This window comes from Rhodococcus sp. NPDC059969, from assembly GCF_042738325.1.
Lineage (GTDB): Bacteria > Actinomycetota > Actinomycetes > Mycobacteriales > Mycobacteriaceae > Rhodococcus_F.
In genome coordinates this window covers 1,611,401-1,627,389 of record NZ_JBHWUF010000001.1, presented here as the reverse complement: position 1 = coordinate 1,627,389, position 15,989 = coordinate 1,611,401, and the positions used below count along the sequence as shown (strand labels likewise).

At 62.4% G+C, this 15,989-nt stretch carries 16 protein-coding genes; 7 read left to right on the top strand and 9 right to left on the bottom strand.

Annotation, left to right across the window (positions count from 1 at the left end):
* Positions 1-7 precede the first annotated feature (7 nt).
* From ACFWAD_RS07605 to ACFWAD_RS07595, 3 genes are read right to left on the bottom strand one after another with little or no spacing between them, the layout of a single operon-like run.
* Positions 8-889 (bottom strand): LLM class F420-dependent oxidoreductase, encoded by an 882-nt coding sequence (locus tag ACFWAD_RS07605; protein WP_378542555.1) that lies wholly within the window; start codon positions 887-889, stop codon positions 8-10.
* Positions 886-1,716 carry an SDR family NAD(P)-dependent oxidoreductase gene (locus tag ACFWAD_RS07600; protein WP_378531529.1) on the bottom strand — a complete coding sequence of 277 codons (831 nt, stop codon included), beginning with the start codon at positions 1,714-1,716 and terminating at the stop codon, positions 886-888. The genes ACFWAD_RS07605 and ACFWAD_RS07600 overlap by 4 nt, the downstream gene beginning before the upstream one ends.
* Entirely contained in the window at positions 1,713-3,344 is a 1,632-nt protein-coding gene (locus ACFWAD_RS07595; protein WP_378532743.1) for an AMP-binding protein, read from the bottom strand. Before ACFWAD_RS07595 ends, ACFWAD_RS07600 begins: the two co-directional genes overlap by 4 nt.
* Positions 3,345-3,598: 254 nt before the next feature.
* Here ACFWAD_RS07595 and ACFWAD_RS07590 point away from each other — a divergent pair, with 254 nt between their 5' ends.
* From ACFWAD_RS07590 to ACFWAD_RS07565, 6 genes are all read left to right on the top strand, one after another.
* Positions 3,599-5,260 carry a class I adenylate-forming enzyme family protein gene (locus ACFWAD_RS07590; RefSeq protein ID WP_378542553.1) on the top strand — a complete coding sequence of 554 codons (1,662 nt, stop codon included), beginning with the start codon at positions 3,599-3,601 and terminating at the stop codon, positions 5,258-5,260.
* Entirely contained in the window at positions 5,257-5,727 is a 471-nt protein-coding gene (locus ACFWAD_RS07585; RefSeq protein ID WP_378542551.1) for a nuclear transport factor 2 family protein, read from the top strand. The genes ACFWAD_RS07590 and ACFWAD_RS07585 overlap by 4 nt, the downstream gene beginning before the upstream one ends.
* A gap of 33 nt (positions 5,728-5,760) precedes the next feature.
* A complete protein-coding gene (locus ACFWAD_RS07580; protein WP_378542549.1) occupies positions 5,761-6,117 on the top strand; it encodes an EthD domain-containing protein in 357 nt (118 codons plus the stop codon).
* A gap of 5 nt (positions 6,118-6,122) precedes the next feature.
* Positions 6,123-7,019, top strand: coding sequence for a TIGR03619 family F420-dependent LLM class oxidoreductase (locus ACFWAD_RS07575; protein WP_378542547.1), 897 nt, complete (start codon positions 6,123-6,125; stop codon positions 7,017-7,019).
* A 1-nt stretch (position 7,020) separates the two neighbouring features.
* Complete coding sequence (locus ACFWAD_RS07570; RefSeq protein WP_378542545.1) at positions 7,021-7,536, top strand: nuclear transport factor 2 family protein; 516 nt, start codon at positions 7,021-7,023, stop codon at positions 7,534-7,536.
* Positions 7,537-7,613: 77 nt separating this feature from the next.
* Positions 7,614-9,110 carry a DUF222 domain-containing protein gene (locus tag ACFWAD_RS07565; protein ID WP_378542543.1) on the top strand — a complete coding sequence of 499 codons (1,497 nt, stop codon included), beginning with the start codon at positions 7,614-7,616 and terminating at the stop codon, positions 9,108-9,110.
* 22 nt (positions 9,111-9,132) lie between these two features.
* Here the strand turns inward: ACFWAD_RS07565 and ACFWAD_RS07560 are convergent, their stop codons facing one another.
* On the bottom strand, positions 9,133-9,288 hold the full coding sequence (locus ACFWAD_RS07560) for a hypothetical protein (RefSeq protein ID WP_378542541.1): 156 nt from the start codon (positions 9,286-9,288) through the stop codon (positions 9,133-9,135).
* Positions 9,289-9,423: 135 nt separating this feature from the next.
* On the opposite strand from ACFWAD_RS07560, the gene ACFWAD_RS07555 reads away from it, so the two are divergent.
* A complete protein-coding gene (locus tag ACFWAD_RS07555) occupies positions 9,424-10,248 on the top strand; it encodes a mycofactocin-coupled SDR family oxidoreductase (RefSeq protein ID WP_378542539.1) in 825 nt (274 codons plus the stop codon).
* A gap of 7 nt (positions 10,249-10,255) precedes the next feature.
* Here ACFWAD_RS07555 and ACFWAD_RS07550 read toward each other — a convergent pair whose 3' ends face one another.
* The 5 genes from ACFWAD_RS07550 to ACFWAD_RS07530 are packed head-to-tail and all read right to left on the bottom strand — an operon-like array spanning position 10,256 to position 15,977.
* On the bottom strand, positions 10,256-11,044 hold the full coding sequence (locus ACFWAD_RS07550; protein ID WP_378542934.1) for an SDR family NAD(P)-dependent oxidoreductase: 789 nt from the start codon (positions 11,042-11,044) through the stop codon (positions 10,256-10,258).
* Between the two features lie 23 nt (positions 11,045-11,067).
* Positions 11,068-11,718 carry a PaaI family thioesterase gene (locus tag ACFWAD_RS07545; protein WP_378542537.1) on the bottom strand — a complete coding sequence of 217 codons (651 nt, stop codon included), beginning with the start codon at positions 11,716-11,718 and terminating at the stop codon, positions 11,068-11,070.
* Entirely contained in the window at positions 11,718-12,587 is an 870-nt protein-coding gene (locus ACFWAD_RS07540) for a MaoC/PaaZ C-terminal domain-containing protein (RefSeq protein WP_378542535.1), read from the bottom strand. The genes ACFWAD_RS07545 and ACFWAD_RS07540 overlap by 1 nt, the downstream gene beginning before the upstream one ends.
* Complete coding sequence (locus ACFWAD_RS07535; protein WP_378542533.1) at positions 12,587-13,789, bottom strand: lipid-transfer protein; 1,203 nt, start codon at positions 13,787-13,789, stop codon at positions 12,587-12,589. Before ACFWAD_RS07535 ends, ACFWAD_RS07540 begins: the two co-directional genes overlap by 1 nt.
* A 7-nt stretch (positions 13,790-13,796) precedes the next feature.
* On the bottom strand, positions 13,797-15,977 hold the full coding sequence (locus ACFWAD_RS07530; protein WP_378542531.1) for an acyl-CoA dehydrogenase: 2,181 nt from the start codon (positions 15,975-15,977) through the stop codon (positions 13,797-13,799).
* Positions 15,978-15,989: the final 12 nt, after the last annotated feature.

Below are 15,989 nucleotides of genomic sequence, written 5' to 3'. Positions count from 1 at the left end.
ACGGGATTTACGTTCCGAGCCCCAAACGCTTCGAGCATTCGGCCATCTCGTCGATGATCAGTTCCAACGACGTACCACGACGGCTGGCGGACAGCACGATTCGATCGGCGCCCAATGTGCGAGCCCACTCGAGTTTTGCTTCGTCGAGTCTGGGCAATGTCGCACCGAGAACGAGCGAGACGTCGGCGGGATCTCGGTCGACTTTGACCGCAGCAGCTTTCATCGCTACAACGGCCTTGTCGAGGTCTTCACCAGCAAGTCCCAGCGGCTGGAAACCGTCACCCAATCGGCCTGCTCGCCTCGCGGCCGCGAGACTGTGTCCACCGACGTAGAGCGGAACTCCCGACTCGCGGTGAGGCTTCGGCCAGCTGTATGCACCCTTGAACGAGAAGTAATCACCGTCGAAGTCGACCGCTTCCTTGCCTGCCCAGAGTGCGCGCATCACGGCGATTGCCTCGTCGGCTACCTTGCCACGACGCTCGAAGTCACCGCCGCACGCTTCGATCTCTTCCTTCATCCAGCCCAGTCCGAGGCAGATGCGCAGGCGCCCACCCGAAAGTCGATCAAGCGTCGCCAAGCGCTTGGCAAGCACTACCGGATTGTGATTGGGCAGCACCAGAACTCCGGTGGACAGACCCAAAGTGGTTGTGGCGCCGGCCACGAACGAGAGCAGTTCCAGCGGATCCGGGATGTCGCAGTCATCGGGAAGATGCGACTTGCCGGTCGGAGAATAGGGGTATTCACTCTCGGTGTCGGCGATGACCACCGAGTGCTCCACAGCCGAGATCTCGTCGAAACCCAACGATTCGGCCGCACGGGCGAATTGCAGAATCCAATCGGGGTCTCCACTTCGACCCAATTCGACCGGAACGACTACGCCGAGCTTCATACCGTTTCCTCCAGTGTCGCCATCAATTTCGGACCGTCCACGACGCGACCGAGGAACCGGTCCGCATCCGGATCTGTTGCAAGCCACACCGCCGCTGCAGCCGGTACGGATGCCGGTATGGCAGCGAACCCTGCGTCGACTATCGCGTCTGCGCCACCACGGGCTTTCCCTGATTCCGTAATGACAAATCCCGGACTCAGATTGAACGCCTTGATCCCGGCGCCCCGATACTCGGAGTTGATCGCCCCGGCGATACGTCCGAACGACGCCTTCGAGGCAGCGTAGGACAATCCCCAGCCGCCCTCCCCCGGCGGCGCAGGCGGATCCATGGTGGCCGAGCCCGATGCCAGGTTGACGACAACGCCGTTGCCACTCTTGATCATCGACGGCAGAATCACCTGAACCAGAGCGAGTTGGTGCAGGTAATTCCCGATCACCATCGCCTGAGCGTCGTCGATCTCGATGTCGAGCACCCGGTCCATGTTTCCGACCGTCTGTGCGTAGGCGTTGTTCACCAACACGTCGACGTGTCCCCACTCCTCCAGCACCCGTTCACCGGCGCCGCGGACGGATTCCAGATCGAGCAGGTTCATCGGAACGGCCAGCGCTCGCACCCCGAAGGCCTCTATCTCGGCGACCGTCGTCTCCAGGCTGCCGGGCACCGGAATCACTTGCTCGCCCTGCCTCGTTCGCGGAGCTGCCCGCCCCTCTCCTTCACGAACGGTGCGAGCAGTAATAGCAACGTCGAACCCGGCGCGCGCGAAGGCAAGCGCGCACTCTCGGCCGATCCCCCGGGAAGCGCCGGTTACCAGCGCAACTCCACTCACAGGAACCGCGAACGGCCGTGTGTCTCGAACTCCTTCTCCAGATTCACCACGTCAGCTTCGGTCATCAACGTGTATTCGGGGGCGCCACGGCCCACCCAGTGGAACACCGGTTCGTCGGTACGCCAGCGGTCGGCCTGCAATTCACGCTTGAGCACCTTGTTGGACCCTGTGACCGGCAGGTCCGTCGAAACGCGAACGAACCGCGGCGCCGCCTTCGTACCCAAATCCGCCTGCGCGGCAAGGTAAGCCGCGAACTCGACCGGATCGAAATCGGCGAGATCGGCGACCTCGATCGCAGCCATCACCTGATCACCCGAACGCGGATCCGGCACCGCGAAGACACCCGTTGCAATCACCTTGGGGTGGCGACGCAGGATGTGCTCGATCATCAGAGCCGACGTATTCTCGCCGTCGACGCGGATCCAGTCACCCTTGCGACCGGCGAAGTAGATGAACCCGGCCTCGTCGACGTAGCCGAGATCGCCTGTCCAGTACCAACCGTGGCGAATCTTCTCGGCTATCGCGTCTTCGTTCTTGTAGTACCCCTCGAACTTCTTCGACCCGGCCTTGTCGACCATCTCGCCGATGGCTTCGTCGGGGTTCAGCACGTGAGAGTGCTCGTCGAGAATTGCGCGGGGTCGCTCTTCGCGGGTATCGGGATCGACGATGACGATGTTCTCGCTCGCGGGACGGCCCAGCGCGCCGGCAGGTTGGTTCGGATCGAGTACGACCGAACCGGCACCTTCACTCGAACCGTATCCCTCGAAAAGCTGTGCACCGAAACGCCGGATGAACTCTGCCTTGTCCCCCGGCGAAGCCTCGGTCCCGAAGCCGTGAGTGAGGGTGTTCTCGATGTCGTCGGGCAGTTCTGGCGTCGCCATGAGATACCCCAAGGCCTTACCGACGTAGGTGAAATATGTTGCGCCGTAGAACCGAACGTCCGGCATGAATCCCGAGGCGGTGAACTTACGAACGAGGCAGACCGTAGCTCCCTGCGAAAGGGCCGGCGCCCACAGAGCCATCAACGCGTTGCCGTGGAAGAGCGGCATGCAGCAGTAGCAGACGTCGTCGCGGTCGATGTCGTACTTGGCGCAGTTCGCGTAGGCCAACCGCGTCAGACGCCCCTGGCTGCACCGCACTGCCTTGGACATTCCAGTGGTGCCCGAGGTGAAGAGAAGCAGGAACAGCGTTGACGCGTCGACGCCGAGGTCGATCTGAGGTGACTCGACCTGGTGAGCTGAAATTTTGTCCGCGTAGGACGCGTCGTCGACAAGGACAAAACGGTCTTCGGTCAGCCCGAGGTCCAGGCCGGCCAGTTTCTCGTAGCCCGCTTTGTCGGTGACGATCAGCTGGCAGTCCACGTACCGAACCTCGGCCTCGAGTTCGGCTCCACGCCTGGTCGGATTGATGCCGACGATCGTGGCTCCGGTCAAGGCCGCGCCGCCGAGCCAGAAGAGAAACTCGGGGTCGTTCTCGAGAAGTACTCCGATGTGAAACGGTCCAGGCGCGCGAAGCGACTTCGCAAGCGAGCCGCGCGCTGCGCTCTCGCGCACCACCTCGTCCCAGCTCCAGTCCTGCGTGCGCGTCCGCAGGCCCAGGTGCTGATCACCGAGACGGTCGATCAACATCTGCGCGACGTCCTCGCGCTGGGGTGCTGCAAGCGCTGCGTTCGAAGATGCTTCGGTGGCGGTGTTCGTCATCGTGTCCTGTGTCCTAGTCGATATCGGAATGTCGATTTCTCCAACTGCGATACGACTCGAACGTATCGACGCCTCAGAGCCTGAACCCTCCCAGTCTCGCTCAGTGGTAACCGCCGCCACAGATATGATTTTCTCGTGAGATTTTGTGACGTGAAAAGCGCCACAATACGAAAGGCCATTCCATGACTGCCCCCGCAGATCCGCAGTTGCTTCTGGACCAGGCGGTCTCACGCCTCACTGGTCCAGGTGGGCCATTCGAGATCGTCGAAGAAGAGGTTCTCGGCACCGTCATGCCCGTGATGAAGAACCGTGGTCGCGCCATCGGTGAGCTCATCTCGGCATCTCGGGCCTGGGGCGACGGCGACTATCTCGTCACCAGCGATCGTCGAATCTCGTTCACCGAGCACGCCGACTCCGTCGCCGCTCTGGCAACTGCCCTGCGGGACAAGTACGGGGTCCGTAAAGGCGACCGAGTGGGCATCCTCGCCGCCAATACTCCCGAGTGGGTCATGACGTTCTTCGCGACGCAGGCGCTCGGCGCGATCGCGGTCGGTCTCAACGGTTGGTGGGTTCCGCGAGAGGTGACCCACGGGATCGAGCTCTCGCGTCCGAAGGTTCTTGTCGTCGACGCCAAGCGCGGCGCCGCGCTTCCCGAACTGCCGGCAGGCATCACGGTCCTCACCATGGAAGAGGATCTGCCCGCGCTCATCTCGGAGTATGCAGGCTCCGACGTGCCGAGCACCGATATCGACGAAGACGATCCCGCAGTCATCCTGTTCACCAGCGGAACCAGCGGTCGGCCCAAGGGCGCACTCCACTCGCACCGCAACGTGATGGCCGTCGTCGACTACCACCGCTACAGCGACGCAATCGGCGCCGCCTTCACTGGCCGTGAGTACGACGCTTCCAAGCCGAGCCCGCTGCGTTATCTACTCACTTCCCCGCTCTTCCACATCGCCAGCCTGCACAATCTGGTGGTCCCCCGTCTCGCGACCGGCAGCGCCGTCATCCTGACCGAGGGTGGCTTCGACGTCGACAAGGTGCTCGGGCTGGTCGAACGCGAGCGCGTGACCAACTGGGGTGCGGTACCCACAATGGCGTCGCGCCTACTCGAACACGGCAACATTGCCAAGTACGACGTCGCTTCGCTGACTTCCTTCTCGCTGGCATCCGCGCCGTCGTCGCCGGCTTTCAAAGAACGACTCAAGGAGCAGGTGCCGTTCGCACGCAATGCTCTGGTCGACAGCTACGGCCTCACCGAATGCAGCACCGCCATCGCAGTGGCCGTAGGCGCCGAACTCGAAGAGTTCCCAGGCACTCTCGGCCGTCCGATCATCACCGTCTCGATGGAGATTCGAGATCCCTTCGGCGAGTGGCTGCCGGACGGCATCGAAGGTGAAGTGTGTGTACGCAGCCCGTTCGTCATGCTCGGATATTGGGAGAACGACGAGGCTACCGAGTCGGCAATCGCGCCCGGGCGCTGGCTCCGCACAGGCGATTTCGGCGTCATCGAGAACGGGCGTCTCCGTCTCACCGGCCGTCGTTCCGACCTGATCCTGCGTGGCGGCGAAAACGTCTACCCCACCGAGATCGAGCAGACGCTCGACGAACACCCCGACGTGATCGAGTGCGCTGTCATCGGCATGCCGCACCCCGACCTCGGCCAGGAAGTATCCGCTGTGGTGGTCCTGCGTCCCGGAGCAGAGACCACGGAGGCAGAGTTGCGCGACTACGCCGCCGAGCGCCTGTCCTACTTCAAGGTTCCGTCGAAGTGGCGCATCACTGGTGATCTGTTGCCTCGCAATGCAACCGGCAAGATGGTTCGGCGCGAGATCACCGTATGACCGCGGAGCTGTCACGGATCGTTGCCGAGTCGGCGATCCGTGACCTGCTCTGTGAGTACACGCATCTGATCGATCAGGGCAGATTGCGTGACGTCGCCGCATTGTTCGCCCAGTCCGACTACGGGCAGTGCGGACCGGACGGGGTTGCCACCACAGTCATTTCAGCCGACGCCGACGCCGTCTTTGCAGCATGCAGCGGATTCATTCGGATGTACGGAGATCCGCCGATTCCGCGAACCAAACATCTGCTGACCAACACCCGGATTGCGGTCGACGGCGAATCGGCGTCGGCACTCTCGTACATCACGGTCATACAAGGTACTGAAGCGCTTGCCCTGCAACCTATCCTGTCCGGGCGCTACTTCGATCGCTTCACCTGCGTCGACGGAACGTGGCAGTTCAGCTCGAGGCTCTTCTGCCTGGACAATATGGGCGACCTGTCCGCCCACGCCCGACGCGCACTCTGAATCCATCTCGTTGCCGAGGAAACTGGAGACCACGTGTTCAAGGTAATCGCCCTTCTCACTCGCAAACCCGGACTGACGCGAGACGAATTCGTCGACTACTACGAGAACAACCATGCTCCGCTGATCACCGAAACATTCCCTCAAATCATCGAATACCGAAGGAATTTCCCGGACCTGACTCAGGTTCTACGCACCGGCGACACCCCGGATCCACAATTCGATGTCATCACCGAAATGTGGTTCAGCGATAAGTCCGGATACGAAGACATGCTCGCAACTCACGCCCAACCGGAGGTAGGCAACCGGATTCGGGCTGACGAATCCAACTTCCTCGATCAAACGAGGATCATTCAGTTCGTCGTCGACGAGCGCGAATTTCCTCGGAGTTGACTCCGATGGAGATCGGCGTCAACATTTTGGGCCTCGAGGCCATGTTCGACGGCAAGATTCGCCCCGTTCTGGACTTCGCCGCGCGTGCTGACCGTGCCGGGATCGATCTGATCTGCACCGGCGATCACCTGGGGTTCAATGCCGACGCACACGCTCAGCGGGTAGTCGAACACAACTTCTTGTTCCCTGTGGATCATCCTTGGTACGAACCGATCTCACTTCTGTCCGCGATCGCCGCGGTGACAGAGCGCGCTCGCCTCGGGGTATCGGTTCTGATCGCCACTGTTCGCCCGGCGGCCCTGCTCGCCAAGCAGGTTGCCACACTCGACTCGTTGTCCGAAGGTCGCACCGTCATGGGCTTCGGCGTTGGATGGCAAGAAGCCGAATACACCGCCACCAACATGCCATTCGACGCGCGATTCGGCCGCATGGAGGAGACTGTCGCAGCGTGCCGCGCACTGTGGACCAATGCCCCGGCCACCTTCAAGGGGCGCGACTTCGCTTTCGAGAACTACCACAGCCTCCCACTGCCGACCCAATCCCATGTACCGGTGCTCTTCGGTTTCGGACCAAGTCAGCGGAACTTCGACCGCATCGCACGCGTTGCCGACGGCTGGACCGTGAACCCGACCGATCTGGGAACATTCACCGACAGTGTTGCGTTGTTGCGCAGCACGTTCGAGTCTCATGACCGTGACCCGGACACCGCACGTGTGCAGGTGTCCGCGGCACCCGTTCGACGCGACAGCGGATCCGTAGACCTCTCGGCAACCGCGGACAAAGTCCGGGACTGGTTTGACCGCGGCGCGTCCGTCGTCGTGCTCCGACCTGCCGTATTCGATTGCGCTGCTGAAGAACTACCAGATTTGATCGACTGGATGACCAACATCAAGGAGGCGTGACATGGACCGGGCACTGCAGGATCTCATCGACAAGCAGGCTATTCGTGAGGTGGTTCTGACGTACTGCCGCGGCATCGATCGCCTCGACTTCGATCTCGTCCGCAGCGCTTATCATCCGGATGCGGTCGACCATCACACCGGGTTCGACGGCAACATCGACGAGTACATCGCTTGGGTCACACCGAAACTCTCGGCGATTGGCGGCACGATGCACCAAATCGGCAATCATCTGGTCGAACTGCATGGCGACCAGGCGATCAGCGAGGCGTACTCGATGTCCACTCACTGGGGCGGTGCTGAAGGCATCGGGATGGTCAACTTCACCAGCGGTGCGCGGTTCATCGACCATATGGAGCGACGTGATGGACGTTGGGCCATCAAGGAGCGATGGGCCGTACGAGAGTGGACCCGCTCGGACGAGGGCCGCTTCGTCAACCCCGAGGGGCCTGGCCCGCGCGGGCGTCGAGATGCCTCGGATCCCCTGAAAGCACTACGACAAACCCTTGAGATGCACTGAGATTCAGAAATCGGACGATTCCGACTGATTTGAGGATTCAGTTTCAATCGAACACACATTCGAATATAATTCGATGCATGTTCAACCCCACGACAGAGCTTTTCGGTATCTCAGCACAGCTGACCGGTACCGAAACTGATTGTGCCCTGGTTGATCTCATGACCGATCTGCACGCATGCGAGGCGATGCTGGTCGAACGCAAGCTCGCCGTCGTTGCCGAGTTCTTTTCGCGGCGAAGCTCAGAGCATGTCGCCAGTGGGACCTGGTCGTCGACCGCACACGAGTTGGCGGAATCGGAAATCGGTGCGACGCTCACGATGGGTCGCGCAGCTGCCGGGAAGTTGATCGGGTTGGGTTTCTCGTTGAAGACCCGTTTGCATCGCACTCGAGCGGCGATGGCGCGCGGCGAGTTGGATCTGTACCGCGTGGGATTGATCGATTCCGCAACGGCGAACGTGAAAGACGAGTTGATCGACGAGGTCGAACGACTACTGCTCGAGCACGTCCTCGCACCACCGGTTGCCGGTGGAACCGGCCTGACGGGTCGGCGCCTGACAGCGGCGATCGATCGGATCGTGGCGGCGGTGGACCCGGAAGGCATGCGAGAACGCCGACGTCGCGCTCTCACCGATCGGTTCGTCGGGGTCAGTGCCGCCGAGGACGGGATGGCCAAAATCTTGGGAAGCGTTCCGGCCGAGCAGGCGCGGGCCTTCGACGGTCGGTTGCGCGAGTTGGCGATGTCGGTGTGCCGACACGACTCGCGAACCTACGAGCAACGGCGAGCCGACGCGCTCTTCGAGTTGACCAACGGATCACCGTTCTTGCCGTGTAATTGTGACCGTGCTGATTGCCCACAGGATCGTAGGGGTGCTGTTGTCGTTCGCCGGCCCGTGGTCCACGTCGTGATGGCTGATTCCACTCTGCGCGGTGGCGGCGAGCCCGCCCACCTGGACGGGTACGGAGTGATCAGCGCTGAGCATGCTCGCGACATCGCGCAAGACGCCGTCATTCGAAAGGTCCGCGTACCCGCTGATGTCGCCACCGAACCGGTGGCTGCGTCGGCACACGTCTACCGGCCAGGTGCAGTACTCGATACGTGGTTGCGGATCATCGCGGGCAGCTGCCAGTGGCTGCATTGTGATGTCCCGGCCTGGAATTCCGACCTCGACCACAATGAACCCTTCCATCATGGCGACCCCGACCGCGGCGGCAAAACAGTCGAGTCGAATATGAGTGCGTTCTGCCGCAACCATCATCGCCTCAAGCATTCCGACCGTTGGCGGTTCGCGTCGAACGAGGATCGAACCATGTCGCTGACGTCGCCGACCGGGCACAGCTACCGAACGCGACCCGCAGGGCTGATGGCCGGCCTACGCGAACCGATACCGCCGCAAGGTGGTCGAAATCGGCGGACCCAGGCAGAGAACAAGGCTGCCCGTATCCAGAGCGAACGCAATAACCAGCGCCGACGGATTCAGAAACGAGCAGAGAAGCACGTTCAAAGTAGGCGGTGGAATTCACCGCGGGCTCACCGAGAACCCATCAACTATGGGGATGACCCGCCACCGTTCTGAGGCGCGTCGATGCGTCGCAGTGTCAGTCCGACGTTGGCTTGGTGTCGTCGTCTGTTGCCGGATCGTCCTCAGCAAGTGGATCGATGGTGTCGACACCTTCGAGGACGGTCAGCTCTTCTTCCGCCTCGGCGAGGAGCCCCCTGGCTTCAGCTTCGACCTTCTTCACCCATTCGGACATCCCGAGCCTCTTCTCTTCCGAAGCGAGTTCCCGCTGTACCTGACCTCAGACTACGTCGCCGGCGACGAGTTTCGCCGTCCACTCGGGTCAGTACTCGTGACCGAGTATTCAAGATTTGCGACGGACGGAGCACTCATGCCCGGACAGTTGGAAGGCAAAACCGCACTGATCACCGGGGCCGCCCGAGGTCAGGGCCGAAGCCACGCCGTGCGATTGGCGCAAGAGGGCGCGAACATCATTACGCTCGACATCTGCCATCAGATCGAATCGGTGGCCTACCCGATGGGAACCGCCGACGATTTACGGCAGACGACAGCGTTGGTCGAGGACCTCGGGCGAAATATCGTCGCACGAGAAGTGGATGTTCGCGATCTGCCCGCACTGCGAACTGCAGTATCCGAAGGAATCGCTGCGTTGGGCAGCCTCGACATCGTTCTGGCCAACGCCGGTATCGGCATGATGTCCCCGGACGTCGACGATGCCCACGCGTTCCGCGACCAGATGGAGGTCAATCTTTTCGGCGTCTGGAATACCGTTCAGGCCGCAGCCCCCGCGATGATCGAGCAAGGGACGGGCGGCGCGATAGTCCTTACCGGTTCGACATTGGGACTCGTCGGACGTGGGGGTGACGGAACCGGCGGATCCGACGGCTACTGCGCGAGTAAACACGCCATCGTGGGGCTGGGACGCACGTGGTCACACTGGCTTGCTCCCCACAATATCCGTGTCAACTCCGTGCATCCGGCGGGAGCGAATACGCCGATGGTCGTCAACGATGCCGTCTCGAAACTGTTTGCGGACTCCCCCACATCGAGCGGAGCCGACGTCGGCAATCTCTTGGACGTCGGGCTGATCGAGGCTTCCGACGTCAGCAACGCGATTGCCTGGCTGGTCTCGGATCAAGCTCGGTACGTCACAGGTATCGCGTTGCCTGTCGACGCGGGGTTCACGGCCAAGTAACCGCCGATCAGTCGACCGTCGGCGCCCACTGCACACCGTTGATGTGCCCACCACCGTCGACGAAGAGGGTGTTGCCGGTGACGTAGCGGCTGTCGTCACTCGCCAGGAAGGCCGCAACGGGACCGATGTCGTCGAGAGGGTCCCCGATCCGCCCCATCGGATTCTGTGCGGCCATTACGGCCACGTTCTCCGGATTGGCTTCGGCAACACGCTTGTACGCCGCGCTCTGCGCGCCGGGGCAAATGACGTTGCAGGTCACCTGCCGAGGAGCCCACTCACGCGCGGCGGTTCGAGTGAGCGTCCGCAGAGCTTCCTTGGCCGCGTTGTACTGCACCGAATACATGTGGGCGTTGACGCCATTGAGGCTGCACATGTTGATCACGCGGCCCGTGCCGTGACGCTCGAGTTCCGGTAGTGCAGCCTGCATGGCCCAGAAAGCCGCCATCACTGCCATGTCGAAACCGCCGCGCAGCTGCTCGTCGGTCATCTTCTCGAACCGAGCGAAACCGAAAGTCCGCCAAGCATTGTTGACCAGAATGTCGAGGCGTCCGAACCGCTCCACGGCCCGGTCGACCATGGAAACAACCTGCGCTTTGTCAGTGACGTCGGTGCGGATGAACTCCGCGTCCACGCCCCATTCGTCGCGCAGCCACTGCGCCGTCTCGATACCAGCTGCCTCGTCGATCTCGGCAACCAGGACCGACGCGCCTTCACGTGCAAACGCGCCTGCCACTCCGCGACCGATGCCCATACCGGCACCGGTGACCACTGCTACACGTCCGTCGAGCTTGCCCACGGGGGCCTCCTTCATCAGAACCCCTACCTAGGGCGCGGCACCGTCTTGTCGATGAACAATCCCTCTACGGACACGCACACTTCGCCGTCCGCCGTCTTGATCTCGCCGACGGTGTGAATCTTGCGACCGTCCTTGGAAAGGAACTTGCCGCTGATGGTGAGGGGCTCGAACAGCGGAGTCGGGCGGTGGTAGCGAGTGCTCAATTGTGCTGTCATACCGGAGGTTCCACCCCAGGCATTGGCGACACCGAGAACGTGATCGAGCAACAGCGCCGAAACACCGCCGTGCACGTGACCGGGAGGCCCCTGGTACGGCAGAGTCAACGTGACGACTCCCTGCACCGAACCGTCAGCAAGCCCTTCCAGGACGAGCGGCGGCGCAATGGCGTTCTCGGGACCGGTCACTGGATCGTGACGAGTCACGCCCTCACCGTTCCACATGTCGATCAACCGCTCGGCCACCTCGGGCGAGTGCTGCTCGAGGTGCTCGGCTATGCTGTTGAGCTCCTCCGCAACCCGGTCCAGATTGGCGTTTCCGCGGTCGGTCCGCAGCATCGCGTCGACAACGCGACGCGCCGCTGCCGTCGCCCGGTCGACCGGGGCGTCCTGCGGCGGCGACGTCAGAATCGTGCCGCCCGGATGTGTTGCTGACGTGGGGTGCGTACCGAGGTCCATCAGTTGATCTCCATTGTTGCGTGTGTGAGAACCGGGGAGTTCTCGCGCTCGGGGCACGTCGCCGCCAAGGTCAGTGTGTTGCCGTCTTGCCATACCGAGGTGGTGATGGATTCGCCGGGGAACAGCGAACCGGCAAACCGCACTGAGTAGTTCTTCACCCGGGTCGGATCTCCGTCGAGAATCCCGTCTACCACTGCCTTGCAGACGATGCCGTACGACGCGAGACCATGCAGGATCGGTGCGTCGAAGCCCGCCATCTTCGCGAAGGCAGGATCGGCGTGAAGAGGGTTCATGTCTCCGCTGAGTCGGTACACCAACGCTTGCGAGGGACTGGTGCTCGACGTCAGCACCTTGTCCGGCGCTCGATCAGGCACCCCGGCAACAACTTCGGGTCCGGCATCTCCGCCGAATCCGCCTTCGCCGCGCGCCCAGATCTGCATTCTTGTGGTCCACAACGGATTCCCGTCAAGGTCATGCGCTGCGGTCTCGAGAACGATCACAGCCGCCTTTCCCTTGTCCCAGACGTCGGCAACTCGGGAGGAAATACGCGCGGTACCCGTCGACGGGATCGGGGCGTGAAGTGACAGCGACTGCCCGCCGTGCAGGATCTTGCGCAGGTCGATGTCGATTCCCGGCATGCTCATCGACGGCGCTGGCAGTACACCCGCCGAAACTCCCTGGCCTGCAACCATTGCAAATGTCGGTAGTACCTTCAGGCCCTTTTCGTACACCCAGGTGAGTTCAGCAGGATCCAGCGCGTTCACGCCGGCCCCCAGACCCAGTTGGTAAAGCATGACGTCGCGATCGGTCCACGACGCCTCGCGCACAGTCGGTTCGGCAGCCAATGCCGCTGCAAGATCGATAGCCATCAGTTCTCCAAAGTTCCGGCTCGGTAGACCGTCACGACGCACGCGCCGCCCAGTCCGAGGTTGTGCTGCAGTCCAATTCGAGCGCCCTCGACCTGGCGGGCATTTGCCGTCCCGCGGAGCTGCCACGTGAGTTCGGCGCACTGTGCCAAGCCCGTCGCACCCAGCGGGTGTCCCTTCGAGATCAAACCACCCGACGGGTTGACAACCCACTGGCCACCGTAGGTGGTTGCGCCGGATTCGACGAGCTTTCCGCCATCTCCGACCGCGCACATCCCCAGGCCCTCGTAGGTGATGATCTCGTTGATCGCGAAGCAGTCGTGCAATTCGATGACGTCGACATCATCGATGGTGATCCCGGCCTGCGCAAAGACCTGTTCGGCCGCGGCTGCCGTCATCGGCGCACCGACCACGTCGATCATCGACTTCTCGGCGAACGCTGCCTCGGTGTCGGTGGTCAAAGCCTGCGCGACGATCTCGATCGCTTGGTCTTCGAGACCGTGCTCACGCACGAACTTCTCGCTCACGACCACTGCGGCACCAGCACCGTCCGAGGTCGGCGAACACTGTGAGCGCGTCAGCGGCTCGTGAATCATCTTGTCGCCCAGTACCTGTTCGAGGGTGTACTCGTCACGGAACTGTGCATACGGATTGTTGACCGAGTGCTTGTGGTTCTTGACCGCCACGGCTGCAATCTGCTCGATCGTGGTGCCGTACTTCTTCATGTGTTCGACGGCAGCGTTGCCGAACAACTGAGCGGTCATGGGCGAGCGGGCGAAGCCGTAGTCCTCGACCATGATTTTCAGCTGAGAGTCCAAAGTGGTGACCTTGGGCATCTCACCGTTGCCGGTCAACGCCGTTTTGGTCATCCTCTCGAATCCGACAGCCAAGGCGCAGTCCGCTTGCCCCGCCTGGACCCATTCGCGCGCCATCATCAGCGCCGTCGACCCCGTGGCGCAGTTGTTGTTGACGTTGAAGATAGGGATGCCGGTCAGACCGATCTCGTAGAGGGCTCGCTGGCCGGCAGTCGACGCGTTGAACACGTAACCGACTGCAGCACGCTGGATCTGGTCGTAGCCAATCCCGGCATCGGTCAGGGCATTCGAGACTGCCTCGGTCACCATGTCCGGGTATTCCCAGTCGCGGGTCTCGATCTTCTCGAACTTGGTCATGCCCACGCCGATGACGAAGGTGCGATTGCTCATGTGCAGGTCACTTTCCCGGTTCGGGGTCACGGGGCAGACCCAGGATTCGCTCACCGATGATGTTGAGCTGAACATTGGTTGTACCACCGGCGATGGACATGCACTGCGAGTTCAGGAACATCTGCGTCGCAGACATCCGATGCTGATCGCCCAGAAGGGAACTGGGACCAGCCCACTCCATCGCCACATCCCAGACCTGCTGGATGTGCTCGACGCCGATCAGCTTTGCCACCGAGGACTCAGCCCCCGGCTGTGCGCCGGTAAGCGAGCGCAATGTGGTGCGCAGACCGAGCAGACCGCCGGATTGTGCGTCGCACAGCACCTTTCCGAGAACCGTCAGCTGCTCGTCGTCGATACCACCGGGAAGTCCGTCGACCAGGCTCAGCAGAGCCTCGCCGCCCGATCCCAGAGACGAGTCGTTGGACAGCGAGACACGCTCGTTGGCCAGCGTGGTGCGAGCGAGCTTCCAGCCGTCACCCGGCTCGCCGACCAGGCACTCGTCCGGAACGAAGACGTCGTCGAAGAACACCTCGTTGAAGAGTGCCTCGCCGGTGATCTCGCGCAGCGGACGAATGTCGAGACCGCTGTTCTTGATGTCGATGAGAAAGTAGGACAAGCCCTTGTGCTTGGGGGCGTCGGCGTCGGTGCGGGCGAGGCAGATTCCCCAGTGCGCGTCGCGTGCCATCGACGTCCATACCTTCTGGCCCTGCAACTTCCAGCCGCCATCTGCCTTGGTGGCCTTGGTGCTCAGAGCCGCGAGGTCGGAACCTGCGCCGGGCTCGGAGAAGAGTTGGCACCAGACGATGTCGCCGCGCAGTGACGGCGGGACGAACTTGGCAAGCTGCTCCTCGTTGCCGTGCGCGATGAGCGTCGGGATGACCCAGTTGCCGATGATCATGTCGTGCGGCTTGATCTTCGCAGCGCGTAGCTCTTCGGCAATGACCAGCTGGCTGACGGCATCGGCGGACTTGCCCCACGGAGCCGTGAAGTGTGGCGCGGTGTAACCCTTTTCCGCGAGATACGTCTTCTGCGCGGCACCTTCGAGGTCCAACGCCGGTGCGAGCTCGGCTCGAACGTCGGCGCGGATCGCCTCGGCCTCGGGCGGCAATTCGATGCTGAGCACGCGCCGGGTGCCGGCAATGGTCAACTCGGCAACGCGTCGACGCCAGGATGCCGTGGAACCCAGCAGAATTCGCAAGGACTGCGCACGACGCAAGTAAAGGTGTGCGTCGTGCTCCCAGGTGTAGCCGATACCGCCGAGCACCTGGATGCAGTCGCGCGTGACGGAGAAGCCGGCCTCCAGAGCAGTTGCTCCGGCGACGGCTGCTGCGAGAGAAGCCTCTTCGGCACCGACACCGTTCGCCGGCGTCAGGGCACGTGCAGCATCCCAGGCGCAGACGCGTGCCTGCTCGGCAAGAGCGAGCATCCGAGCAGCCTTGTGCTTGACGCCCTGGAACTGGCCGATCGGACGACCGAACTGCTGACGCACCTTCGCGTAGTCAGCTGAGGTCGTGACTGCCCAGTCCGCCAAGCCGGATGCCTCGGCCGCGAACAACGTTGCGGCAATGTCGAGTACGCGCTGGGTGTCGATGGTGAGGATTTCCGCATCAGCGAGAACTAGTCCGTCGACGGTGACCTCGGAGTTACGACGTACAACGTCGTAGCTGGCCAGGTCTGTCACCTCGAGACGATCGCGTTCGAGCAACACGAACCCGCTGTCCGTAGCGAGCAGGAACACGTCGCCGACATGACCGCCGAGAATCTGACTGGACGTACCGCTCAGCGTGGCAGTGTCACCGTCCCGCATGATCTTCAGCGAACCCGGCTGCAGTGCAACAGCTCCGAGCGTGCTTCCGTCCACGAGTGCCGGCAGTCTGCCCGATACTCCGGCATCACTGAGAACAGCGCTGATCACTACCGTCGGCAGGAACGGACCGGGAACCATGGAGCGTCCCAGTTCCTCGACGACGATCGCGAGTTCGACCAGTCCGTAACCGGCGCCACCGAATTCCTCGGCTACGTGCAGTCCGAGAAGCCCCTGCTCGGCAAGCCCGTTCCAGAGTTGCGGGCGGGTTTCGATCTTCGCCTCGACAGCTTCACGGATGACGGTGGGTGTTGCGTGGCGCGCCGCCCAGCCCCGTACGGAGTCGCGGAGGTCGCGATCTTCTTCACTCAATCCAATAGTCATGTCTACCTCGTC